Source organism: Rhizobium album (genome assembly GCF_003122325.1).
Lineage (GTDB): Bacteria > Pseudomonadota > Alphaproteobacteria > Rhizobiales > Rhizobiaceae > Metarhizobium > Metarhizobium album.
In genome coordinates this window covers 180,735-202,614 of sequence record NZ_QFBC01000006.1, presented here as the reverse complement: position 1 = coordinate 202,614, position 21,880 = coordinate 180,735, and the positions used below count along the sequence as shown (strand labels likewise).

27 protein-coding genes are annotated in these 21,880 nt (G+C 60.7%); 16 read left to right on the top strand and 11 right to left on the bottom strand.

From position 1 onward, the window contains the following. The first annotated feature begins 42 nt into the window (after window positions 1-42). Genes ccoG through ccoS form a run of 4 tightly spaced genes read left to right on the top strand, consistent with a single transcriptional unit; the run spans window position 43 to window position 4,551 of the window. On the top strand, window positions 43-1,626 hold the full coding sequence (gene ccoG, locus DEM27_RS15550; protein WP_109459164.1) for a cytochrome c oxidase accessory protein CcoG: 1,584 nt from the start codon (window positions 43-45) through the stop codon (window positions 1,624-1,626). Further along, window positions 1,623-2,123: a FixH family protein gene (locus DEM27_RS15545; RefSeq protein ID WP_109459163.1), complete on the top strand. Its 501-nt coding sequence runs from the start codon at window positions 1,623-1,625 to the stop codon at window positions 2,121-2,123. Before ccoG ends, DEM27_RS15545 begins: the two co-directional genes overlap by 4 nt. Next, window positions 2,120-4,411: a cation-translocating P-type ATPase gene (locus DEM27_RS15540; protein WP_109459162.1), complete on the top strand. Its 2,292-nt coding sequence runs from the start codon at window positions 2,120-2,122 to the stop codon at window positions 4,409-4,411. Before DEM27_RS15545 ends, DEM27_RS15540 begins: the two co-directional genes overlap by 4 nt. Then, window positions 4,408-4,551: a cbb3-type cytochrome oxidase assembly protein CcoS gene (gene ccoS / locus DEM27_RS15535; protein ID WP_109459161.1), complete on the top strand. Its 144-nt coding sequence runs from the start codon at window positions 4,408-4,410 to the stop codon at window positions 4,549-4,551. Before DEM27_RS15540 ends, ccoS begins: the two co-directional genes overlap by 4 nt. 39 nt (window positions 4,552-4,590) lie before the next feature. On the opposite strand, the gene DEM27_RS15530 is transcribed toward ccoS, so the two are convergent. From DEM27_RS15530 to DEM27_RS35205, 8 genes are all read right to left on the bottom strand, one after another. Next, window positions 4,591-5,349 (bottom strand): FadR/GntR family transcriptional regulator, encoded by a 759-nt coding sequence (locus DEM27_RS15530; RefSeq protein ID WP_109459160.1) that lies wholly within the window; start codon window positions 5,347-5,349, stop codon window positions 4,591-4,593. Between the two features lie 18 nt (window positions 5,350-5,367). Then, window positions 5,368-6,330, bottom strand: coding sequence for a galactofuranose ABC transporter, permease protein YjfF (gene yjfF / locus DEM27_RS15525; protein ID WP_109459159.1), 963 nt, complete (start codon window positions 6,328-6,330; stop codon window positions 5,368-5,370). Window positions 6,331-6,335: 5 nt separating this feature from the next. Next, complete coding sequence (locus DEM27_RS15520) at window positions 6,336-7,349, bottom strand: ABC transporter permease (RefSeq protein WP_109459158.1); 1,014 nt, start codon at window positions 7,347-7,349, stop codon at window positions 6,336-6,338. Continuing rightward, a complete protein-coding gene (ytfR, locus tag DEM27_RS15515) occupies window positions 7,346-8,863 on the bottom strand; it encodes a galactofuranose ABC transporter, ATP-binding protein YtfR (RefSeq protein WP_109459157.1) in 1,518 nt (505 codons plus the stop codon). Before ytfR ends, DEM27_RS15520 begins: the two co-directional genes overlap by 4 nt. Before the next feature lie 138 nt (window positions 8,864-9,001). Beyond that, window positions 9,002-9,964, bottom strand: coding sequence for a galactofuranose ABC transporter, galactofuranose-binding protein YtfQ (ytfQ, locus tag DEM27_RS15510; protein ID WP_109459156.1), 963 nt, complete (start codon window positions 9,962-9,964; stop codon window positions 9,002-9,004). Between the two features lie 398 nt (window positions 9,965-10,362). Further along, window positions 10,363-11,553 (bottom strand): tyrosine-type recombinase/integrase, encoded by a 1,191-nt coding sequence (locus DEM27_RS15505; RefSeq protein ID WP_109459155.1) that lies wholly within the window; start codon window positions 11,551-11,553, stop codon window positions 10,363-10,365. Continuing rightward, the gene (locus DEM27_RS15500) at window positions 11,550-12,023 is read right to left on the bottom strand and encodes an Arc family DNA-binding protein (protein ID WP_280954520.1); all 474 of its coding nucleotides are present in this window, start codon (window positions 12,021-12,023) and stop codon (window positions 11,550-11,552) included. Before DEM27_RS15500 ends, DEM27_RS15505 begins: the two co-directional genes overlap by 4 nt. A 55-nt stretch (window positions 12,024-12,078) precedes the next feature. Then, window positions 12,079-12,372, bottom strand: a complete 294-nt coding sequence (locus tag DEM27_RS35205; protein ID WP_165823447.1) for a hypothetical protein — start codon at window positions 12,370-12,372, stop codon at window positions 12,079-12,081. Window positions 12,373-12,393: 21 nt separating this feature from the next. Here DEM27_RS35205 and DEM27_RS15490 point away from each other — a divergent pair, with 21 nt between their 5' ends. Genes DEM27_RS15490 through DEM27_RS15475 form a run of 5 tightly spaced genes read left to right on the top strand, consistent with a single transcriptional unit; the run spans window position 12,394 to window position 16,304 of the window. After that, window positions 12,394-12,624, top strand: a complete 231-nt coding sequence (locus DEM27_RS15490; RefSeq protein WP_109459153.1) for a hypothetical protein — start codon at window positions 12,394-12,396, stop codon at window positions 12,622-12,624. Next, window positions 12,621-13,283 (top strand): YdaU family protein, encoded by a 663-nt coding sequence (locus tag DEM27_RS15485; RefSeq protein WP_128755516.1) that lies wholly within the window; start codon window positions 12,621-12,623, stop codon window positions 13,281-13,283. Before DEM27_RS15490 ends, DEM27_RS15485 begins: the two co-directional genes overlap by 4 nt. Further along, entirely contained in the window at window positions 13,280-13,441 is a 162-nt protein-coding gene (locus tag DEM27_RS34025) for a hypothetical protein (protein ID WP_165823446.1), read from the top strand. The genes DEM27_RS15485 and DEM27_RS34025 overlap by 4 nt, the downstream gene beginning before the upstream one ends. Beyond that, complete coding sequence (locus DEM27_RS15480) at window positions 13,438-13,893, top strand: hypothetical protein (protein WP_109459151.1); 456 nt, start codon at window positions 13,438-13,440, stop codon at window positions 13,891-13,893. The genes DEM27_RS34025 and DEM27_RS15480 overlap by 4 nt, the downstream gene beginning before the upstream one ends. After that, complete coding sequence (locus DEM27_RS15475) at window positions 13,890-16,304, top strand: ATP-binding protein (protein ID WP_109459150.1); 2,415 nt, start codon at window positions 13,890-13,892, stop codon at window positions 16,302-16,304. The genes DEM27_RS15480 and DEM27_RS15475 overlap by 4 nt, the downstream gene beginning before the upstream one ends. A 41-nt stretch (window positions 16,305-16,345) precedes the next feature. Here DEM27_RS15475 and DEM27_RS35200 read toward each other — a convergent pair whose 3' ends face one another. Then, complete coding sequence (locus tag DEM27_RS35200; protein ID WP_109459149.1) at window positions 16,346-16,585, bottom strand: DUF982 domain-containing protein; 240 nt, start codon at window positions 16,583-16,585, stop codon at window positions 16,346-16,348. Between the two features lie 6 nt (window positions 16,586-16,591). Next, window positions 16,592-16,774, bottom strand: a complete 183-nt coding sequence (locus DEM27_RS15465; protein ID WP_109459148.1) for a hypothetical protein — start codon at window positions 16,772-16,774, stop codon at window positions 16,592-16,594. A gap of 82 nt (window positions 16,775-16,856) precedes the next feature. On the opposite strand from DEM27_RS15465, the gene DEM27_RS34020 reads away from it, so the two are divergent. The 7 genes from DEM27_RS34020 (at window position 16,857) to DEM27_RS15430 (ending at window position 20,770) form a co-directional block, all read left to right on the top strand. Continuing rightward, the gene (locus tag DEM27_RS34020; protein WP_165823445.1) at window positions 16,857-17,018 is read left to right on the top strand and encodes a hypothetical protein; all 162 of its coding nucleotides are present in this window, start codon (window positions 16,857-16,859) and stop codon (window positions 17,016-17,018) included. A 2-nt stretch (window positions 17,019-17,020) separates the two neighbouring features. Further along, entirely contained in the window at window positions 17,021-17,392 is a 372-nt protein-coding gene (locus DEM27_RS15460) for a hypothetical protein (RefSeq protein WP_245445861.1), read from the top strand. Then, window positions 17,389-17,673 carry a hypothetical protein gene (locus DEM27_RS15455; RefSeq protein WP_245445859.1) on the top strand — a complete coding sequence of 95 codons (285 nt, stop codon included), beginning with the start codon at window positions 17,389-17,391 and terminating at the stop codon, window positions 17,671-17,673. Before DEM27_RS15460 ends, DEM27_RS15455 begins: the two co-directional genes overlap by 4 nt. A gap of 62 nt (window positions 17,674-17,735) precedes the next feature. Continuing rightward, complete coding sequence (locus tag DEM27_RS15450; RefSeq protein ID WP_128755515.1) at window positions 17,736-18,011, top strand: hypothetical protein; 276 nt, start codon at window positions 17,736-17,738, stop codon at window positions 18,009-18,011. A 248-nt stretch (window positions 18,012-18,259) separates the two neighbouring features. Continuing rightward, window positions 18,260-19,432, top strand: a complete 1,173-nt coding sequence (locus DEM27_RS15440) for a S49 family peptidase (RefSeq protein WP_165823444.1) — start codon at window positions 18,260-18,262, stop codon at window positions 19,430-19,432. A 19-nt stretch (window positions 19,433-19,451) separates the two neighbouring features. Next, window positions 19,452-20,291: a hypothetical protein gene (locus DEM27_RS15435; RefSeq protein ID WP_109459144.1), complete on the top strand. Its 840-nt coding sequence runs from the start codon at window positions 19,452-19,454 to the stop codon at window positions 20,289-20,291. Between the two features lie 68 nt (window positions 20,292-20,359). Then, window positions 20,360-20,770, top strand: coding sequence for a hypothetical protein (locus DEM27_RS15430; protein ID WP_109459143.1), 411 nt, complete (start codon window positions 20,360-20,362; stop codon window positions 20,768-20,770). A 4-nt stretch (window positions 20,771-20,774) separates the two neighbouring features. Here the strand turns inward: DEM27_RS15430 and DEM27_RS33605 are convergent, their stop codons facing one another. Next, complete coding sequence (locus DEM27_RS33605; RefSeq protein ID WP_128755513.1) at window positions 20,775-21,860, bottom strand: hypothetical protein; 1,086 nt, start codon at window positions 21,858-21,860, stop codon at window positions 20,775-20,777. Between the last annotated feature and the right edge of the window lie 20 nt (window positions 21,861-21,880).

Genomic DNA, 21,880 nt, shown 5'->3' with positions numbered 1-21,880 from the left:
GAAACGTCGGCGGTGCGAAATAGGGGACAAAGGATGGGTCCCATGAATCTCTACACTGCTCCCGGCATCGACCACAACGAACCGTCCGTCGAACGGATCGACGTCAAGCCCGTCAATTCACCGAAGCAGCCACGCCAGCCGCTCTACGCATCACGCAAGAAAATCCACCCGAAGCGGGCGGAAGGGCGGTTCCGTCGCTTCAAGTGGATCATCATGGCGATCACGCTCGGCATTTATTACCTGCTGCCCTGGGTGCGCTGGGATCGTGGCCCGCATGCGCCCGACCAGGCTATCCTCCTCGATCTGGGCGGCCGCCGCTTCTATTTCTTCTTCATCGAGATCTGGCCGCAGGAATTCTTCTACGTCGCCGGGCTGCTGGTGATGGCGGGATTCGGGCTGTTCCTGGTGACGACCGCCGTTGGCCGTGCCTGGTGCGGCTATACCTGTCCTCAGACCGTCTGGGTCGATCTGTTTCTCGTCGTGGAACGAGCGATCGAAGGCGACCGCAATGCGCGCATCAAGCTCGACGCCGCGCCCATGAGCTTTTCCAAGTTCGGCAAGCGCGTCGCCAAGCACGCGATCTGGCTGCTGATCGGCGTCGCCACCGGCGGTGCCTGGATCTTCTATTTCGCCGACGCGCCGACGCTTGCCGCGTCGTTCCTCCGCGGCGATGCCCTGCCGGTGGCCTACGCGACCGTGGCGACGCTGACGGCGACGACCTATGTGCTCGGCGGACTGATGCGCGAGCAGGTCTGTACCTACATGTGTCCCTGGCCGCGTATCCAGGCGGCCATGCTGGATGAAAACTCGCTGGTCGTCACCTACAACGACTGGCGCGGCGAGCCGCGTTCGCGCCATGCCAAGAAGGCCGTTGCAGAAGGCCGGCCGGTCGGCGACTGCGTCGATTGCAATGCCTGCGTTGCAGTCTGTCCCATGGGTATCGACATCCGCGAGGGCCAGCAACTCGAATGCATCACCTGTGCGCTGTGCATCGATGCCTGTGACGGAGTGATGGACAAGATCGGCAAGCCGCGTGGCCTCATCGCTTATGCGACGCTGAGCGAATATGCCTCCAACATGGCGCTCGCCACCGATGGCGGCAAGACCGAAATACGGCCGCAGGCGGTGCGCGATGCGAACGGCAGCTTCGTGCCGGAGGTACGGCATTTCGACTGGCGCATCATCCTGCGGCCGCGAGTCGTCTTTTATGCGCTGATCTGGGCGGCGGTCGGCATCGCCATGGTGGTGCATCTCGGCATGCGGCAGCGGCTGGAACTCAACGTGCTGCACGATCGCAATCCGCAATTCGTCATGGAATCGGACGGTTCGATCCGCAACGGCTACACCGTGCGTATCCTCAACATGGTGCCGCGTCCGCGCACCATCCGCCTGACGCTCGAGGGCCTGCCCGGCGCCACCATGAAAATACCGGAACTTGCCGGCGCCGATGGCCGCAGCTTCGATATTCCGGCCGATCCCGACAGCGCGAAAAGCCTCAAGGTGTTCGTCACCTGGAAGGACACCGACCAGCCGGTCAATGAATTCCTCTTCATCGCAGACGACCTGCAGGAGCAGGAACACGTAACCTACACGGCAGCCTTCAACGGGCCGGGAGAGACGAAATGAACGCCATTCCAAACAATCCGGCCGGCAAGGGATTTACCGGGCGCCACATGCTGGCGATCATGCTCGCCTTCTTCGGCGTGGTCATCGGCGTCAACATGCTGATGGCCTGGTATGCGACAACAAGCTGGAGCGGCCTGATTGTCGAAAACACCTATGTCGCCAGCCAGCAGTTCAACGGCCGGGCGGCGGCGATGCGGGCGATGGCGGCAAGCGGCATCGCCGGCAAGATTTCGGTGCGCGGCGGCGTGATCGAATACGATCTGCGCAACCGCGACGGCTCGCCGGCGGCAGCCGATTCGGTGACCGTGCATTTCAAGCGGCCCGTCGGCGACCATCAGGATTTTGCGACGGAGTTGGCCAAGGCAGGCGAGGGCCGTTTCGAGAAGGCCTACGACGTTCCTGTCGGCGAATGGATTGCCGAAATCGTCTCGAAGCGCGGCGAAGAAACCATCATGCACGAGGCGTTTCGCTTCTATGTCGGGGAGGGCGCGTTGTGACCTGCTGCGCCGTCGATACCGAAGGCGTGCTGGCGCTCGGCCCGGACCGCGTTCCTTCCGGGGAGGAGGTCTGGCTGGCCAGCAAGCCTCTGGGCAACGGCCTGCGCCAGCTCGATCTCAGCGTGCCCGACATGTTTTGCGGCGCCTGCATTTCGACCGTCGAGGCGGCGGTGCTGCGCCTGCCGCTCGTTCGCAGCGCCCGCGTCAACCTCACCACCAGGCGGGTGAGCTGCGTTTGGGCGGAAGAAATCGGCGGCAAGCCCGCCGATCCCGTCGATATCCTCAAGGCGATCGCGGCGACCGGATACCGCACGCATCTTTTCACCGCCGGCGCGCTGGATGAAAGCGATACGCTGCGCAACAAGCTGCTGGTTGCCGTCGGCATCTCCGGTTTTGCGGCCGCCAACATCATGCTGCTGTCGGTCTCCGTCTGGTCGGGCGCCGATGCGGCGACGCGCGACATGTTCCACTGGATCTCGGCGCTGATCGCGGCGCCGGCGCTGATCTATGCCGGGCGATTCTTCTTCCTGTCGGCCTGGAATGCGCTGAAGCACGGGCGCACCAACATGGACGTGCCGATCTCGCTCGCGGTGATCCTGTCCTACACGATCTCGCTCTGGGAAACGATCAATCACGGCGAACACGCCTGGTTCGATGCGACCGTCTCGCTGCTCTTCTTCCTTCTGATCGGCCGCACGCTGGACCATATCATGCGTGACCGGGCGCGGGCGGCGATCACCGGCCTTGCCCGCCTGGCGCCGCGCGGCGCGCTCGTCGTCGATGCGGACGGTTCACGCCGTTATGTGCCTGTCGACGAGATCAAGGTCGGCGACCGGATCGCGCTAGCCGCCGGGGAGCGCATTCCCGTCGATGCCGAAATCGTCAGCGGTGTCAGCGATGTCGACCTGTCGATCGTCACCGGCGAAAGCGTGCCTTTGCCTGTCGGCGCCGGCGACGAACTGAAGTCGGGCGGCCTCAACCTCACCGGTTCGCTGGTGATCGCCGCGACGGCGACGGCGAAGGATTCGCTGCTGTCGGAGATCATCGGCATGATGGAGGCGGCGGAAGGCAGCCGGGCGAAATACCGCCGCATCGCCGATCGCGCCGCCGGCTATTATTCTCCGGTCGTCCACGCTCTGGCGCTCGCCTGCTTTCTCGGCTGGGGTTTTCTGGACGGAGACTGGAAACACGCGATGCTGGTCGCCGTCGCCGTGCTGATCATCACCTGCCCCTGCGCACTGGGGCTGGCCGTTCCTGTGGTGCAGGTCGTGGCCTCCGGCCGGCTGTTCAAGCACGGCATCATGGTCAAGGACGGCTCGGCGATCGAGCGGCTGGCAGAAATCGACAGCGTCGCCTTCGACAAGACCGGGACGCTGACGATGGGACGGCCGCGCCTGACCGAGGCCGTGGACGCCGACGACCGCGACTGGGCGATCGCCACGGCACTGGCATCGCATTCGCTGCATCCGCTGTCGCGGACGCTGGCCGAGCATGCCGCAACGCCGGCGCTCGGCTTCGAGGCGGTGACCGAAAAGCCCGGCGAGGGGCTGGAGGCGGCAACACCGGAAGGCATTTATCGCCTCGGCCGCCACGGCTTTGCCTGCCCCGGGGAACCGGTCGGAGACGAACCCAGGCGCGCCGCTTCGGAAGTGGTGCTGTCGCGGGATGGCGTGATGCTTGCCCGGTTCTACTTCGAGGACATGCTGCGGCCGAACGCGTCGGCGGCAATCCGTGCGCTGGACAAGCAAGGCTTTGCCACCACCGTGCTTTCGGGCGACCGTATTGCGGTGGTGGAGGAGACCGCCCGCAGGCTCGACATTCCCTTGTGGTTTGCCGAGCTCAATCCAAAGGAAAAGGTGGAGGCGTGCGAAAAGCTGCAGTCGGCCGGGCGGCGGGTGTTGATGGTCGGCGACGGCATCAACGACGCCCCGGCACTGTCGGCGGCCTATGTCTCGATGGCGCCGGCGACGGCTGCCGATGTCGGACGCCAGGCGGCCGATCTCGTCTTCATGCATGACGGTCTCGACGCCGTGCCGATGGCGATCGATATTTCGCGGCGGGCAGGGCGATTGATTCGGCAGAATTTCGCCCTTGCCATCGGCTACAACGTCATAGCCGTGCCGATCGCCATTGCCGGCTACGCGACGCCGCTGATCGCCGCCGTCGCCATGTCGACGTCATCTCTGATCGTCGTCGCCAATGCGTTGCGTCTCAATCGCCGCAGCGAGCCGGCCATGCCGCAGAGACAGGTTCGCCCGGTTCTGGCCGGGACAAGGAGAACGGCATGAACATGCTCCTGTATCTCATCCCCATCGCGCTCTTTCTCGGTGGGCTGGGCTTGGCAGCCTTCGTCTGGTCGCTGCTGAGCGGCCAGTATGAAGACCTGGAGGGTGCGGCCTGGCGCGTTCTGGACGACGGGGACGAGTAGGCTTGTCCCGTCCACAACGATAGCGGCGCAACACTTGCGTCAGGTCTGCGGCGCGCCCTGCTTCTCCTCCAGCGCCGCGACCACCCGGTCGCGGCCGACGCGGATGACGTTTTCCATGGCTTCACGCGCAGCCTGCTCGTCATGCGCGGCGATGGCATCGACGATGCGGATGTGTGCCTGGGCGACATCGTGAATGCTGGATTGATCTGCGGCCGGCGAACTGAGCTTGAAGACGCCCGTGAGGGCCGCTTCGATCAGGCTGCCGACGTTGCGCATGAACGGATTGCCGCAGGCGTCGAGGATGGCGAGGTGGAATTTCAGGTCGGCGAAGGCCAGCGTTTCGGCATCGTGCTGCGGATCGTCCATCGCCTGCGCCAGCGCCATGATCCTGGCGATGTCCTGCGACGAGGCCTGCCGCGCCGTCAGCGCTGCCGCATGCGGCTCGAAGGCCATGCGGATCTCGCTGATATGCAGCATGAATTCCTCGGTGACGCCGACATCGAAATACCAGTTGAGCACGTCCTTGTCGAAGAGGTTCCACTGCGGCAGCGGCGTGACGCGCGTGCCGATGCGGGCGCGGGCGACGATCAGTCCCTTGGCGGCCAGTGTCTTCATGGTTTCGCGCAGCACGGTGCGCGAGACGCCGAACAGGGCGGCGAGTTCGGCGTCGCCGGGGAGCGTCGATCCGACGGGATACCGGCCGGCGATGATCGAGCGGCCAAGGGCATGCACCACCTGCGCATGACTGTTGCGCGCCCTGGCGCCGCTGATCACCGTGTCGAGAATCCCCCTCTGCACTGCACGCCCCCCTGTATGTTACCCCGCCTTTTTCCGCGACAGATACAGAATGAGTTTCTGCATCAGGATGAAAACAAAAAGCAGCAGGCCAATCAGTATCTTTGTCCACCAGCTCGACAGCGATCCATCGAAGGTGATGTAGGTCTGTATCAATCCCTGGATCAACAATCCGACCAGCGTGCCGCCAACGAAACCGGCTCCGCCGGTGAGCAGCGTTCCGCCGATCACCACGGCTGCGATGGCATCGAGTTCCACCCCCACCGCGGCGAGCGAATAGCCTGCCGATGTGTAGAGCGAGAAAACAATTCCGGAGAGTCCTGCCAGAAAACCGGAGAGGGCATAGATCAAAATCGTCGTGCGGGCAACCGGCACGCCCATCAGCCGTGACGTCTGCGTGCCGCCGCCGAGCGCATAGACATTGGTGCCGAAACGCGTACGGTGGGCCAGCACCATGCCGGCGATGAACACCAGCAGCATCAGGCCGCCGATGAGGGTGATGCGGCCACCGCCGGGAAGCTTGTAATAAAAGCTCTTCATCGTGGCGTAGAAAGGGTGCTTGATCGGAATGCTGTCGATCGACAGCACGAAGGCCATGCCGCGCGCCAAAAACATGCCGGCCAGCGTCACGATGAAGGGCGGCATTTCCAGATAGTGGATGATGGCGCCCATGATCATGCCGAACACCGTGGTGATCGCCAGCACCAGCACGAAGGCGGCGAGCGGATGAATGCTGGTATGTTCGAGCACGACGGCAAGGAAGACGCCGGTGAAGGCGATCACCGAACCGATCGACAGGTCTATGCCGCCGGACAGGATCACGAAGGTCATGCCGACGGCGGCAATGCCGAGGAAGGCGTTGTCGGTCAGCAGGTTGCCGACGACACGGGTCGACAGCATGGCCGGATATTGCAGGGCGCAGACGGCATAGGCGAGAATGAAGATCGCGATGGTGGCGGCGAGCGGCAGGTATTTCGGTTTCATGGGTCTCAGCGCTCCCCGCCGTTTTGCCGGGCCGGACGGGCGAAAAAGGACGAGATCGTCCGGATTTTCGGCGACTGGACGACCAGGATGACGACGATGATCACCGCCTTGATGATCAGGTTGAACTCCGGCGGGAAGCCGGACAGCAGGATGCCGGTGTTGATCGCCTGGATGATCATGGCGCCGAGCAGCGATGCGGCGATGCTGAAGCGTCCGCCGAGCAGCGAGGTACCGCCGACGACCACGGCAAGGATGGCGTCGAGTTCCAGCCACAGACCGGCATTGTTGGCATCGGCACCGCGAATGTCGGCGGCGGCGATGACGCCGGCGATGGCGGCGCAGAGGCCCGACAGCGTATAGGCGGCGATCAGCAGCACCGGCGTCTGGATGCCGGAGAGCGTGCTGGCGCGCCTGTTGATGCCGATCGCCTCGATCAGCATGCCGAGCGCCGTGCGGCGTACCAGCGCGGTGATGGCGATGCCGAAGACGATCCAGATCACCACCGGCATCGGCAGGCCGCCGAAGGCGCCGCCGCCGATGAAGATCAGGCCTTCGTCGTTGAAGGTCAGGATGGCGCCTTCGGTCACCAGCTGGGCGATGCCGCGTCCGGCGACCATCAGGACAAGTGTCGCGATGATCGGCTGGATGTCGAGCACGGCGACGAGAAAGCCGTTCCAGATGCCGCAGACGATGCCGGTGGCCAGCGCCAGCGCCAGGGTGACGACCAGCGGATTGCCATGGGTGGCGGAAGCGGCGGCGACGGCGCCGCAGATCGCCATGACGGCGCCGACCGACAGGTCGATGCCCTTGGTGGCGATCACCACCGTCATGCCGATGGCGAGCAGCGCCACGGGTGCACCGCGATTGAGAATGTCGATGATGCTGCCGTAGAGCCGGCCGTTCTGGAAGGAGAAGGAGAAGAAGCCCGGAAAGACGGCAGCGATCATGGCCAGCACGATGGCGAGGGCGATGACCTGCGGCAGCAGCCGCAAGGCGAGCTGTTGGACGGTGCGGATCATGATGCGGGGCTTTCGGCCGAAGCGATGGCGTTGACGATATGGCTGGTGGTGATCTCGTCTCCCGACAGCTCGGCGACGTGACGGCGGTCGCGCAGCACGACGACGCGGCTGCTGTAGACCACCAGCTCTTCCAGCTCCGAAGAAATGACGACGAGCGACATGCCCTTGGCGCACAATTCCTCGATCAGCCGGATGATTTCCGCATGCGCTCCGACGTCGATGCCGCGGGTCGGCTCGTCGAGGATCATGAAGTTTGGATCGGTGGCCAGCCAGCGCCCGAGGATAGCCTTCTGCTGGTTGCCGCCGGAAAGCAGACGGATCGGTTTTTCCCGGTCGCTGGTGCGGATGTCGAGCGCCTTGATGTAGCGATCGGCCAGCCGGTCCTGCTCCGCGCGGGAAAGGGGCCGCGACCAGCCGCGTCGGGCCTGCAGCGCCAGCACGATGTTTTCGCGCACCGAGAGGTCGCCGACGATGCCGTCGATCTTGCGGTCTTCCGGGCAGAAGCCGAAGCCATGCCGGATCGCCGCCCGCGGTGAATTGAGCGTCACGGCCTGGCCGTCGATTTCTGCCGTGCCCTTGTCGGCGCGCACGGCGCCGAAGAGCACTTCCGCCGTTTCCGTGCGGCCGGAGCCGAGCAGGCCGGCGATACCGATCACCTCGCCTTCGCGCACCTCCATGTCAAAGGGCTCGATCTTGCCGCCCTTGCCATAGCCGGAGAAACGGTAGCGCACCTTGCCGGCGGCGTCGTTACGCTTGGCGCCGGCTTCGACCTCGGTTTCGAGTTCGCGGCCGAGCATCATCGCCACCAGGTCCTTGCGCGGCAGCGCAGCCGTGTCGCGCACGCCGACGAGCCGGCCGTTGCGCAGCACGGTGATGCGGTCGGAGACGGCATAGACCTGTTCGAGGAAATGGGTGATGAAGACGATGCCGAGCCCGCGCGCCTTCAACTGGCGCACGATGCGGAACAGCATCTCGACTTCCTGGGCGTCGAGGCTGGCGGTCGGCTCGTCGAGAATCAGCACCTTGCCGGACAGATCGACGGCGCGGGCGATGGCGACGACCTGCTGCACGGCGACGGAACAGCTGCCGAGCGCTGCCGTGACATCCAGATCCAGCCCGTATTGCGACAGGAGATCCGCCGCCATGCGGTTCATGACGCCCGTCGCGGTGAAGCCGAAGCGCCGGGGCTGGCGGTTGAGATAGATGTTTTCCGCAATGGTCAGGTTGGGAAGGAGGTTGACCTCCTGGTAGACCGTGCCGATGCCCATGTTCTGGGCATCCAGCGTGTTGCGCGGATCGACTGCGCTGTTGTCGAGCAGGATCGTGCCTTCGTCGCGGTGATAGGCGCCGGTCAGGCATTTGATGAGGGTGGATTTTCCCGCGCCGTTTTCGCCGAGGAGCGCATGCACCTCGCCGCGCCGCAGTGTGAAATCGATGGTGTCGAGTGCCCTTGCGCCCGGAAAGCTTTTGCAAATCCCGGTGGCGGCAAGGATGATGTCCGGGTCCGCCTGCATGCGATGTCGTCTCTTCGAGAAGGTGGCATCAGCCGACGGGCGGCATTCGCTTGTGGCGCGCTGCCGTTCGTCCCGCCGTCTCTTTGGGAATGGGGACCGTGCCTCAAGCGGCACGGTCCCGCAAGTGCGGCTCCGGTCTTAGTAGCCGAGACCCTTCTTTTCCTCATAGACCTTCTTCGGGTCGTCTGCCTGGGTGTAGAGCTTGGATTCGGTCTGGATCCACTTCTTCGGCAGCGTGCCGTCCTTGCGGAAGGCTTCCAGCGCGTCGAAGGCCGGGCCGGCCATGTTCGGCGTCAGTTCGACGGTGGCATTGGCTTCGCCGGCGGCCATCGCCTGGAAGATATCCGGAACGGCGTCGATCGAGACGACGAGGATATCGGTGCCCGGCTTCAGGCCGGCTTCCTTGATCGCCTGGATGGCGCCGACGGCCATGTCGTCGTTGTGGGCATAGAGGGCGCAGATGTTCTTGCCGCCGTCTTCCGCCTTCAGGAAGCTTTCCATGACTTCCTTGCCCTTGGTGCGGGTGAAGTCGCCGGTCTGGCTGCGGATGATCTTCAGGTTGTCCTTGCCGGCAAGCGCTTCCTCAAAACCCTTCTTGCGGTCGATGGCCGGCGAGGAGCCGGTCGTACCCTGCAGTTCGACGACGTTGCACGGCTTGCCGGCGACGGTGTCGACCAGCCACTTGCCGGCGACATTGCCTTCATGGACGAGATCGGAGGTGACGGCGGTCATGTAGAGGTCGTCTTTCGAATCGACCGTGCGGTCCAGCAGGATGACGGGGATTTCGGCATCCTTGGCTTCCTGCAACACTTCGTCCCAGCCGGTCGCGACGACCGGAGCGACCAAGATGGCGTCGACGCCCTGGGCGATGAAGGAGCGGAGCGCCTTGATCTGGTTTTCCTGCTTCTGCTGGGCGTCGGCGAATTTCAGGTCGATGCCGCGCTTCTCGGCCTGCTGCTTGGTCAGCGTCGTTTCCGCCGCGCGCCAGCCGGATTCCGAACCGATCTGCGAAAAGCCGACCGTCAGGTCCGCCGCATTGACCGGCGACAGAAAGCAGGCAGCCAGAACCGTGGCACTCGCGAGTGCGTTTACAAATTTCATGATTTCCTCCCACAGATGCTGCACTGTGCAGCCGGGAAAGAAAAATCATATTATAATACTAATGTAAATGGACAATCGTCATTTCCCGCGGAGACTGCCTACGATTTTGGTTAAGGGTGCCGGCAGGCGCCGGAACGGGCACGAGGCAAGAAAAAGCCTGCCGCTCTATCGCGGACGAGCCGAAAGCCAGAGAACACGGCAGAAATCCATCCATGGACGGCTTGAGAACTGGTCACGGATCGACGCCCGCGGGCTTCGTCCCGTCCTGCTCTCTATTATACTATGAAAGGAAATTGGAGGCCTCGCCGAGAATCGAACTCGGGTGCAAGGATTTGCAGTCTCTTTCCCAGCTTTGAAAAGATTGTGCTTTTTGCCCGTGTGTCGCAGACATGTTGCAGTCAGTTGAGCAAAATGTTCGCGGCCTGTGCTAGTTCTGTCCCGTCGTCGCTGCGCGGGAAGAGGTGGCCGTAGACGTCCATAGTCATCACGATAGAGGCATGGCCGAGCCGTTCTTGCACCATTTTAGCCGGCAGACCGAGCCCGCCGTCTTCCTTTCGGTTGATCAGCCAGCTCGCATAGAAATGGCGCAGGGCATGCAGGCCGGTATATTTCGCCTCGACGATCGGGTTGCCTTCTGCATCCTTACCCGTCAAAGTCGTTACGCCGGCGCGGATCATCGTAGGGATTAGCCCTTTATTCACGATGTTCGTGTGCGAGCGTGGCTCGCCATCGGGGTTGGCGAAAACAAGAGCCGTCCCGTTCGGCTGTTTCAGCCGATACTCTTTCAGCACATTGATGACCAGGGGAGGGACCGGAATAGTCCGGTTGCCTGCTTCCGACTTGGTAGGACCGATTTCCTTAAATTGATCGGCGCGCTGGCTGACGCTGATCTCGCCGCGCTTGAAGTTGATATCCTGCCAGCGAAGACCGCGCAGCTCGGACGAGCGCATGCCGGTGAAGATCGCCGTGACGAGGAGAGGGCGCCAATGGTCCGTGAGAGCGCCTACGAGCGCTTTGATCTCCTCGCGGGTAGGAATGTCTATCCCGACCTCGATACGCCCCTTCTGGCGCTTCTCCTGGCGGCGGTCGCGACCCTTACGACTCGATCGGATATCCCGAACCGGATTGCGCATAGCAAGACCGCGCTCGCATGCGTCGGAAAGAATGGAGCCGAGGGAGGTGATGATCTTCTTCACCATGGCGGGTGAGCGTCCCTCCTTGCGAAGCTTGTCCTCAAAATCGCGGATCGCCGGGACCGTGACGCGTGAAAGAAGCATTTGGCCGATCAGCGGTACGATGTGATGTTCGAGGTGGCTCTTGCGCTGGTTGACCGTCGATCGCTCAAGGCCTGCGCTTTCGCCCGACGTTACCCAGAGAGTGCCGGCCTTCTCAATCGTGACACTGGCGCTGTCCGCGACGTGAACGCCTTCCCTGACCTCCACGGAGGCGGTAGCGGCGAACTGGTCTGCCTCCTTCTTCCTTGCGAAGGATTTTAGCCGGCGTTTACCCGCGGTGTCGCTGTAGTCAACGACCCAGGCTGACTTTTCAACACCCCTAGGCGTGACCCATGTGCGCTTGCGGACACTCATTTTCGCGGATCCTCGTCGTCGTCAAGATCATGTGTTTCCACATACTTGCCAGTGGTTCCGCTCGCATTGAATGCGTGCTCTTCTTCGATATCAAGGTTCATCGAAGACGCCGCTTCTTTGGCTTGTTCGGCCAGATATTCCTGCCACTTGGTTTGCAGCTGCTTCTTTGCAGCGGGATCGATACCGGAAATGCGTCCCTGCAGAAGATCTTCCACAGTCTCTTCCACACCTGTGACAAGTTGATCGATGTTTCCATCGGTGGCACCACTTTTCAGAACGTCGAGGACTTCGAATAGCGCCGCAAGCCTTTCAGAAATAGGAAGAGGCTCGGGAAATTCGCGCTCTAAGATTCTAACGATCTCTGCGTTCATGCTGCGTCCGTGCCGTTCAGCATATACCTTTACTCGCTCTCTCAGCCCCGGCGGCAATCTCAGCTGAAACTGATCTGAATTCGTTCGATTGACAGTCATCGCGCCCAATTCCCATTGAAACATATCCAATGGATATAATTTCATTTGACGTCAATCATATCCTTTGGCTATGTAATATCCAGTGGGTATTAACAAGGGATGCCTTAAAATGACAAAGGACCAGATGCCTGACAGCTCGCTTGAGCTTGTCTGGGGAGCCGCAGAGATAGCTAAACTTATTGGCCGATCGCCGCGTTCGACTTTCCACATGCTCGATAATGGCGAGCTCCCGGCAAAAAAGGTTGGTGGCCGATGGGTGGCTGAGCGCAACCAGCTCATCCGATTCTTCATGGGTGACGCTGCTTAAGCCGATCATGTCGCGGCCACGGTAGGCCGCAATCTCGACCATCTGACAATTTGGAGAACAATCATGCCGAGCAAATCAGCCCCGGCCGCCGGCGGCGGCGTGCCCGCGTTCGCCGACCTATCACAACGATATTCACCGAGCGTTGTGGCCGCGGCGCAAGTCTATGCCGATTTGGCCGAGGCTCCAGCCAATCCTGTTGTCTGGTTGAGGGAGCAGGGGCTCACCGCGCTGGAGGCGACACAGGCCCTCAAGCTCGCAAGAGATTTCAAGACGGCGAGGGGGACATTCGGTTGACACATCTTCCCTGGATGCCGGTTTACGTCGGTGACGAACTCGCCGAAACCTCTCACTTGAACGCCGAAGAGTACGGTGCCTATGCCTTGCTCAAGATGCATCTCTGGCAGCATGGACGGTTGCCATGCGACGACGAGCGGCTGGCGCGAATTGCCAAATGCGGAGCCGAACGGTGGGCGATCGTACGGGATGCTCTGTGGTCACTCTTTGAGGATGGCTGGCGTCACCCTCGCCTCGAGGCCCTCCGCGGAGAGGCTGAAGAGACCCACCGGAAGCGGTCAGAAGCAGGCAAGAGAGGCGGTCGCCCCCGTGCAAATGAAAAGCCGGGCTATAAGCCGGGCTTAAGCCCGGAAAAAGCCGGGCCTAAGCATCCACAACCACAACCACAACCACAACCACAATCACATTCATATTCAGACCCACAGGCACAGCCAAAACCAGATGGCTCTGCTGCTGAAAAGGAAAAAGGGGGTACGAATACGCGCGAGGCGATGTTTACGCCTTACCCAGTTCCATCTTCAGCCGCGGAAGGCCGGGCTTTCCTCGCACGGATGGGTGTCCCTGCATCCAAGATGGACACCTGCTTGAAGCAAATGATGGCCGGCAACCTTTCTCACTACGATCTTGAAGGAATCCTTGAGACGCGAGGTGCAGCATGAAGCCCGAACAGCTGAGTCTTTTCGATTGGGCAGCAAAACGCCCGACGGCGGAGGTCATCGACATCATGCCGGCGATCATCACCAAGATCGCAGCCGAACCGTGGCCTCCGAAACCGAAGAGTGGAGAGCTTGTGCCGCTGAAGCGAGGTGCAGCATGACGCCCCTTGTCGACATCAAGCCGGGTCAGTGGGTTCTGGCCTTCAATGAGCCATTCGGTCCGTATGACTGCACTTTAGCTGAGCACCTTGAAAAATTTGCGAGTCAAGGCGGGGGATGGGACCACGTTTCATGTGACGAACTCTTCCATCTCTACCGTGTGTCCTGGGTCATGCCAAAGACCTACAACGCTGACGAAATGGTGACGCACTGGAGGGCATATCTGAAAAAGAGGTTGTGTCGGTCACTCGTCATCGCTGCGGGTGATCGGCGAGAGATGATCGATCTACGTGATCGATTCTACGAAATCGGCGTTGATACGACGCGGCGCATCAACACTGAGATGCATCGCGTTGTTGCGAAATTCGCCCAACGTGAGGAGGCCAAGGCCCTCCAGCGCATCCACAGCATCCTCCCCCACGTTTTCGAACCTGCTGAAGGAAACTCTCCGTGAAGAGCGACAATGTCACGAAATCCGACAATGATCTGAGCAAGGTCAATACCGGCGAGGCCAGCGTGACATCAGCGCGGGATCTGGCACGAGAACGGAAACGTCGGGAAAGAGCTCGGAAAAAACAGGCGGCGGAAATCCAGTTTGTCCGGACCGATGCCAGCCTTTATCTCCATCCCGACCGGCTCAGCCAGAAGGCCGGCGCTCCTAAGCATCTTCTCCGCCGTATGGCGTTAAAGGAATTGGCGGATAATGGTCTCGATGCTGCACCCACCGTCACGCTAACCACAATCGATGATGACACCTTCGTTATTCAAGACGATGGTCCCGGCATTGACCCCGCGAAGGTGGCTATGATGTTTTCGGTGACGCGGCCGATGATGTCATCGAAGTTGGTCCGCCGTCCGACACGCGGCATGGTCGGGAACGGTAACCGTGTCGTCGCCGGCGCCGCCTTTGCAAGCGGTGGTTTCCTCGTCGTTGAGAGCCGCGGCGCACGCCAAGAGTTGTCATTTGACCGAACTACCGGCGAAACCGTGGTCACAGCACGCACCGCCAGCGAGTTGAACAACGGGACGCGCATTACGATCAAATTCGGACCCGCGCTGCCAAGGGATCCCGCTGCTACCATGTGGGGTGATATCGCCATTCGCCTCGCCGGCGCAGCGGCAAAACCCATGTTGACACATCCAGACTGGTATTCTGATTTGGCGTTCGCTGAGCTGATTGACGCAGCGCGGGGAACCGCTCAGGATTTGGCAAGCCTGTTCGGCGTCGACTTGCGTCACGCCGCCGATAAGGGAGTTGAGCAAGGTCAACCCGAAGGCGGCCAGCGTGACATCGACCCCGATGGCCCGGCGAGCGGGCTCACGCTCGACTTACTCAAGAAGCTGGCGCCGGCGATGCCAAAGCTAATTCCAATTCCCGAAGACACCTTCGGTGGCGCTTACAAGGTCGAGCGGATTGACGCCAGAGTTGCCGGCGCAACGGTACCGGCAATCGTCCAGGTCTGGAGCTTCGAGCAGAAAAATCGTGGGACGGGGAACAGTGTCCTTCTGCTTGTCAACCGCACGCCTGCTGTCGCGCACGTATCTGTTCACGTCGGCGGTTCCTCCTACATCAGCGGATGTGGTATGGGTTACATCTCCATTGGAACGGTACCAAAGGGCGATTATGACATCACGATCGCCATCACAACTCCCTCTATCGCGCTGATCAGCGATGGGAAAACCCCTGATCTCTTTCCATTCAAGGCTGGACTTGCCGAGTCCGTGGGATCTTCGCTTCGTCGTTCTCATCGGCCGAAATCGCGGGGCGTCTCGATCAAGGATGCCGCTTTCGAGATCATGGAGGAGGCTTATCTGAAAGCGAGCGCCAACGGCACACTGCCGGCGAACGCTCGTCAGGTGATGTATGCGGCCCGCGGCTACATTTTGGAACGCACTGGCAACGGAAAGCTGAATGATGCCTACTTCACTCAGAATTTGCTTCCTGCATTCCTGGATGAGAATCCCCATCTAACTGCAGACTGGGACGTCGTTTATGACGCCCGTGGTCACATGGTCGAACCACACACCGACCACAGTCTGCCTCTTGGGACACTCCAGGTCCGTCAATACCTTCAGCGTAAGTCGCGAAACGAATCCGCCGGACTGATCGCCACGTCAGCCGGCTTTCATTCCACGGCTGGGCCAGGGGACCGGTACGGCGCCGCGTTATTCATCGAAAAAGAGGGGTTCGAACCACTGCTTCGGGCGGCGCGTATCGCTGAACGTTTCGACCTGGCGATCATGTCGACGAAGGGCATGAGTGTTGTGGCTGCGCGAGTGATGGTTGATCGCCTATCGTCGTCGGGCCTGAAGATCCTCGTTGCCCATGATCTCGATATCAGCGGCCTTGACATCTTCGGAACACTTGGGCGCGACGGAGCCCGGTACCGCTTTAGCAGCACGCCGGATGTCCATCGTATCGGTCTCAAGCTGCGTCAAGCCCGGTCCATGGGTTTGGATGCAGAGCCTCAAGCGTTCAAAGGAGACAAGTCACAGACCGCTTACCGGCTTGGTCAACACGGCGCCAGCCGAGATGAGATAGAATTCCTGCTCGGTGGCCAGCGCATTGAGTTGAACGCAATGTCGTCGGACCTGTTTGTTCAATGGCTCGAAACAGAGCTGCAGGCGCATGGCGTGGAAAAGGTAATCCCTCCAGCCGCCGTGGTCGAGCAACATGCTCGGCGGGTCATCGGATTACACCATCTCGCGGCAGACATTGCCAAGCTTGAAAGGGATGCCAAGAAATACGCGGAAGCTGTGAAACTGCCGGACGATCTTGATGACCGTATGCGTCAGGCATTTAACGCTGATCCATTGATCCCGTGGGAAGAAGCCTTGGATAGAGCGTTGCGAGGTGTAGCATGACACACAAGCCTCTCTCCTTGGGCAAAGTTCTTGGGGCCGAGTTATCTAAGCCCAATTCCCGCTTCTCGCAGGGCGGCCAAGAACGCGGCCCGGGCAGCATCCGGGTGTTCCTTGCGGTTGAGCGCATCAAGGCAGGTCCGCAGTGCAGTTTTATGGGCCGGCCCACGTTTCGCCGGCCAATTCCGCCGCAAGTAGACGGCAGCTGTGCGGGCCGAATTGATCGTGCAATACCGGCCATCGACCTGATGGCTCAAAACGATTGCTTCAAATCCGTCGATCATCGGAGATCACACCAAGCCGACGGCGTAAGGGACGACCTGTCGGTCGGCGGCATAGTCACGGGCGAACGCGTCGGTTTCGTTTTGACCCCGGGCCACCAACACATCGGCGCAATCGGGGTGAGCAAGCTCCGCGACCGCCGCGCAATCATCGACTTCGTCAATCGTCGTGCTGTCGAAAAATCTCGTCATGTCATCTCCTCCGGTTTGGCGCATCAACGAGCGAATCGCGGTTTCAGTTCCGCGGTCTTTCGGCAAGCTGGGAGGGTTTAGAATGGACGACCTACGGACCCTCAGAGCCGAGTTTGGGGAGATCAAGCGGGCATTGTCCAAGCGGCCCACGACCCGGCAGCTCGTCGGCATTGCTGCCGCCGCAGTCGTCGTTGCCGTTGCTGCAACCGTGGCGCTCGCGTCGATGACCTTGAACGGAGGCTGAGAATGTCGTCGCTCTTTTCTGCTGAAGAGATGCCGGAGATCCGCGGCGGTGATAGCCTTTGGCCGATCCTGATGGAGCCTGACGATATCATCAGCGTCAAGGAAGCCATGTTTCGTGCCGACCTCGATCATAAGGCCGTTCGGCGCCTGTGCAAAATGCACGCCATCGCTCGGCAGACAGGTCGATCTGCGCCGCTTCAAATCAGCGGTCCAGCGTTCGAAATGGTGATTTCCGGCGACATGGTCGCGCTGGAGCTGTTGCGCGCGAACAGGAGGGATCATCCGCGGGTACAAAGATATTTCGACCATCTGGGCATCAGCCATCTGCAGGCGCGGGAACGGAAGGAGAAACTGGGGAAACGCGACCACTCGTGACCAATCGCCAGGCCGCCAAGCGTCTGATTTACTCCCTCAAGACGCAAGAAGGAGTGGCCAAAATGGCGGATGATCGAAGCGTTAATCTCATGCTCCGCGGAGGGCGAGTTACCGAAGGGTTCCGCGAAAATCTCTTCGATGCAGCAAATCGGGAAGGACGAAGCGTCAACGAATTTGTCTTGAGGTCCGCGGCGGAAAAACTGCTGCGCTCCGGCCGTCCGATCAGCGGCGTTTTCGATAGCGGCGATGTCGATGACTTGTTGCGGGAGATCCAGTTGTGAGAGTTCCCCGGATCCGCCGACAAGAGCAGGTCGTCACTGTCGACCAGGCGAAGCAAGTCGCCGTGACGGAGGCCCGAAAGATCGGCCGGACGATTGGCAATCTCATCGCGGAGCATGCGGTCAGGAGCCTCACCCCCGTCAACGTCGTGAAGAGTGAGCTCGGCTATCTCATTGCTGCGGCCGAGGTCGATCTCTCCAAGATGCAGATGCCTCAACCGATCTACGACCTCGCCGTCGGCCACATAAGGGACGCCGCGGTTACCGAAATCCTACGGGTGGTGGAAGGCATCGACCCGGCTGCATTTGCGAAAGGAACAAACGATGAACAATCTGTCTGAGGTCGACCGGATCCGGTCAATCTTGACCTCGCCAGGCGGCGTTCAGTTTCGCAGCGTCGCCAACGTTCTCGCATTCGAAACGGGGGTCGGACCTTGCGAGTGCGACAGCATTTTCGAGGCCCTGGCCAGGGATTGTGGGTTGGTCTTGCCCTTGGCCGCCACCCCGACACACGAGGGTAGCGAACATGTTCACTGACTACATCGGCTCAAGCGGATGGGCGATGCCACCGGAAAAAGCTCGTGAACTTTTGTCGATCGCAGAGCGGTCGAACGAGGTCAGCCCGCAGGCGCTGGAAGCCTATCGGTCTGCCTCACTGTCTCGGGCCGAACGTGCCACCGAGCGCGACGGTGTTGCCATCATTCGCATCGAGGGACCGCTTTTCAAAAAGGCAAATCTGTTCGTTTCGATGTCGGGAGCGACGTCCTACGAGATGGTGCGCCGGGATCTGCAGGTGGCTTTGGATGACAAGGGCATCCACTCCATCGCGCTCTATGTCGATAGTCCTGGCGGCGAGGCCAACGGCTGTGACGAGCTCGCCAGCGCCATCTATGCCGCCAGGTCGAAGAAGCCGATCACCGCGTTTGTCAGCGGCATGGCCGCCAGCGGCGGCTATTGGATCGCCTCAGCGGCCTCCCGGGTGGTGATCTCGGATGCCGCGATGCTCGGTTCGATCGGCGTCGTTCTCGGTCTTCCTGATCGGTCGGAAGCCGACCGCCGCCGCGGTGTGCGCACCATGGAATTCGTCTCGTCACAGTCGCCGGGCAAGCGGCCGGATCCGAGCAGCGACAGAGGCCGCGCCCAGATCCAGACCCTTGTTGACGACCTCGCCGGAGTTTTCGTGGCTGCCGTCGCAAAGCATCGCGGCGTCAGCGTGGACACCGTCACCCGCAACTTCGGCGGCGGCGGCATGAAAGTGGGCGCCAAGGCGGTCGCCGCTGGGATGGCCGATGACGTCGGCCAATTCGAGGCCGTTATCGCCGGGATGATCCGGAACAAGGGAGCGGCTTGGCCGTCCAGAAAGGAACCGACAATGAGCATTCAAGCTGCAAGCCACGCCGGCATCGTCGCCGCGGCCGCCGCCCAGGAGACCGAACGCTGCCAGAGCATTCTTACCTGCCAATACGCCAAAAGCATGCCGGGACTGATTCACATTCTGGCATTTGAAACCACCGTTTCGCACCGGGATGCTCTGACCATTCTGGCAGCCATCGCCGGCGGCATGGCCACGGCGCCGATAAGCGGAACTGCCAGTCGACCAGAGCCGGGCCGCATCAGTGCCGAGGCCGCCGCCGCCGGCTGGCAAAAGGCCGTTGCCACCACGAACGGCGGTGCCAGTGCCGAGGACCTGGAGCAGCGGAAACCGAAGACGACATCAGACGCTTGGGCGGCGGCAATCGCGCAAGCAAACCGTTTCGCCTGAAAATAAGGAGATCAGGACCATGAAAAATCCCTTTAAGAAACGCGATGGCGTTGCAGAGATCGAGCGGGAATTGATTACGCTTGAGAAGCGCAAAACCGATGAGGAGCGGCAGCGCTCCGAAACGATGCAGGCGCTCGAGGAAGCCAAGGAACTTCGGCGCGAATCCCTGTCCAGTGAGGACGGCGATGTCGAGAAGGTGACGGCAACAATCCGGCGTCTTGCCACTGAAGCGGCCGATCATGCCGACCTCCTTGGTGAGATTGACCAGCAGATCATCGATGCCCAGGCCCGCCTGACCTCGGCTCGTGAACGTGAGAGCCGCAATGCCGAAGTAACCAGGCTGAACCGCGCCGCCGATTCGATCGATGCCAAGGCCCCGGAATTGAAAAAGGCGGCCGCGACGCTGGCCCGGCTTATTCGGTCCGTCGGCGCTGAGCTTGCCGATGACGATGGTTTGTGGCCAACGCATAGCACAAAGCGCCCATCGGAGCGGCCGGAGGGACGTGCTGACTTGGCGTCCAGGCGGGAAGGCATGGCCGCACTTGTCGCGGAGCTCGTAGCGGCAGAGCTGCCCGAATTGTTCGACGTGACGTACGATAACAGGTTCGGGTATATGGGCATCCTGGTCCGGCTGGTAAACCCAAGGGTCCAGCAGCCCGACTGGATCGGACGGGAGGTGCCGGAACCACCTCTGGACACGGCAACGGCGCTGCAGTCGATGTTCTCCAATCGGCTGCGTCAGCGTGCCGCAACGATTGAACTTGGATCGACACGGCTGTCAGAAAACTCGATCGCCAGATTGGCTGGGCTGCCCGTGCCGTGGCCGGAACTCGAAAGCGTCGAGCAGGCGATCGGTTGACCAAATCAAATGTCTCCAATTCGGGCGCCTGTCTGGGGCGCCCTTATTCTTTGCCTCGAGGATGCTCTATGACCGATGCCAAGCATAAATTCTCCCGACCGCGCAACAAGATGGCGAATGTAAAGCGTCACCACACCGAGCGTTTCAAGGGCTATCGTCTAGTGGAAAGGTGGACGAACGGAAAAGCTGCACACATCGGGTTTTGGCTTGGAAACCACAAGACATCCGGTGAGGTGTCAAAACTCCTGGCGGACGGGACCAGCCAGGAAACTATCCGGGCAATGATCCGCCGATGGCGCCTTCCAATGCAGGAATCGAAAAGTGGCTATGTGGTGAAGCTCGATACCTATCGGAAAAAATTGCTGATCAGAGAAGCGAGTAAAAGGGGCATCACGCCAGAAGCTTTACTGAAGCGAGTCGCGGATTGTGTGATTGGTGACAGACTTTATGACGCCGTGCTTGACGATAAGCACGGTTGAGCGGTCAGTCACGATCCTGATCTCTCAGTTTTCGACGTACCAACCGACCACGGCCACGGCGATGCACCTTCTTGCTTTGCATGACATTTGTCGGCTCTTCATGAGGCGACTTTTTTACTTCACCTTTGAGGAAGGCTCGGACGGTATTAGGGATAGGGACATTGGTGTCGTCGGCTATCTCGGCAGCTTTGACCATTCCTGCGTCACGTTTCGCGCTCTCTTTTCGCTGTGATTGCAAGCCCTCAAGATAACGTTGATAGGAAGGAGGGGGATTTGGAGCGCTGTCACCAGTACGAAGAGGAAGCGTCGGTGGGTCTATGTTTTCGTGTTCCATAAAGGCCTTGAGGAAATCAAACAAGGCGAGTGGGGGCGCGCTTTCCTGGCGAAGAACAAGCCGTTCTCTGTCCCTCATTTCACGCTTTTTTTCGTTGCGCTCCGAAACTATCGTCACGACCGGATATGGCTGATCTCGGTTCACACCCTTGAAACTCTCACGCCCATGATATTCGAAAACGCCGTTGAAGAGATGCAGGGTGGCTGCTTTTGAAAGGTGGTATGCCAAACCGACTGACGCTGTGAAACGATCTGATGTGGCATTCTTGGAGATGCGAAAACCAGTATCAATGCCGGTTCCGAGAAAATCGAACTTGCTAGGCTGATCGTCCGCGGACTTCTCAAAATCCTCATCGGGCTCGTCAGATTCTGTAGGGGTGTTTGCATTGCCGCTCAACACCTCAATACTGATATTTTCGGAAGGGAAGGCGGCCAGCCAGCCCGAGCCCTTTACATCCAAGGCTACATTGCCATCGAGCTGGCTTCCATATTCGTCCAGTGCTGCAAGAAAGGCCTGGACGCAACAAGCTATGTGCTGCACCGATTCTACGCGGCAACAGAACAATATCTCATCGCCTATCGTCTTCCAGATTTTCGGACAACCGGGTGGCTCGGCATTAGGATCACCCTGCACATTCGTTGCCTGCCGATAACGGCCGCGAAGCGTTTCAGGAAATTGCCTGTAAAATTGTCGAAACTCATGAACCCAGTGGGGGTGTGGATTCGCTGGATCAGGCTTGTGTTGCTGATGCGCCATCTTAAAAGCCGTGGAGCCAA

Coding starts and splice junctions, on each gene's coding strand:
- ccoS (WP_109459161.1), top strand. CDS start 4,408: ATGAACATGCTCCTGTATCTCATCCCCATCGCGCTCTTTCTCGGTGGG.
- DEM27_RS15500 (WP_280954520.1), bottom strand. CDS start 12,023: ATGACTGTCAATCGAACGAATTCAGATCAGTTTCAGCTGAGATTGCCG.
- ccoG (WP_109459164.1), top strand. CDS start 43: ATGAATCTCTACACTGCTCCCGGCATCGACCACAACGAACCGTCCGTC.
- yjfF (WP_109459159.1), bottom strand. CDS start 6,330: ATGAAACCGAAATACCTGCCGCTCGCCGCCACCATCGCGATCTTCATT.
- DEM27_RS15435 (WP_109459144.1), top strand. CDS start 19,452: ATGAAAAATCCCTTTAAGAAACGCGATGGCGTTGCAGAGATCGAGCGG.
- DEM27_RS34025 (WP_165823446.1), top strand. CDS start 13,280: ATGAAGCCCGAACAGCTGAGTCTTTTCGATTGGGCAGCAAAACGCCCG.
- DEM27_RS33605 (WP_128755513.1), bottom strand. CDS start 21,860: ATGGCGCATCAGCAACACAAGCCTGATCCAGCGAATCCACACCCCCAC.
- DEM27_RS15490 (WP_109459153.1), top strand. CDS start 12,394: ATGCCGAGCAAATCAGCCCCGGCCGCCGGCGGCGGCGTGCCCGCGTTC.
- DEM27_RS15505 (WP_109459155.1), bottom strand. CDS start 11,553: ATGAGTGTCCGCAAGCGCACATGGGTCACGCCTAGGGGTGTTGAAAAG.
- DEM27_RS15520 (WP_109459158.1), bottom strand. CDS start 7,349: ATGATCCGCACCGTCCAACAGCTCGCCTTGCGGCTGCTGCCGCAGGTC.
- DEM27_RS35200 (WP_109459149.1), bottom strand. CDS start 16,585: ATGATCGACGGATTTGAAGCAATCGTTTTGAGCCATCAGGTCGATGGC.
- DEM27_RS15430 (WP_109459143.1), top strand. CDS start 20,360: ATGACCGATGCCAAGCATAAATTCTCCCGACCGCGCAACAAGATGGCG.
- ytfR (WP_109459157.1), bottom strand. CDS start 8,863: ATGCAGGCGGACCCGGACATCATCCTTGCCGCCACCGGGATTTGCAAA.
- DEM27_RS15460 (WP_245445861.1), top strand. CDS start 17,021: ATGTCGTCGCTCTTTTCTGCTGAAGAGATGCCGGAGATCCGCGGCGGT.
- DEM27_RS15465 (WP_109459148.1), bottom strand. CDS start 16,774: ATGACGAGATTTTTCGACAGCACGACGATTGACGAAGTCGATGATTGC.
- DEM27_RS35205 (WP_165823447.1), bottom strand. CDS start 12,372: ATGGTCGAGATTGCGGCCTACCGTGGCCGCGACATGATCGGCTTAAGC.
- DEM27_RS34020 (WP_165823445.1), top strand. CDS start 16,857: ATGGACGACCTACGGACCCTCAGAGCCGAGTTTGGGGAGATCAAGCGG.
- DEM27_RS15480 (WP_109459151.1), top strand. CDS start 13,438: ATGACGCCCCTTGTCGACATCAAGCCGGGTCAGTGGGTTCTGGCCTTC.
- DEM27_RS15545 (WP_109459163.1), top strand. CDS start 1,623: ATGAACGCCATTCCAAACAATCCGGCCGGCAAGGGATTTACCGGGCGC.
- ytfQ (WP_109459156.1), bottom strand. CDS start 9,964: ATGAAATTTGTAAACGCACTCGCGAGTGCCACGGTTCTGGCTGCCTGC.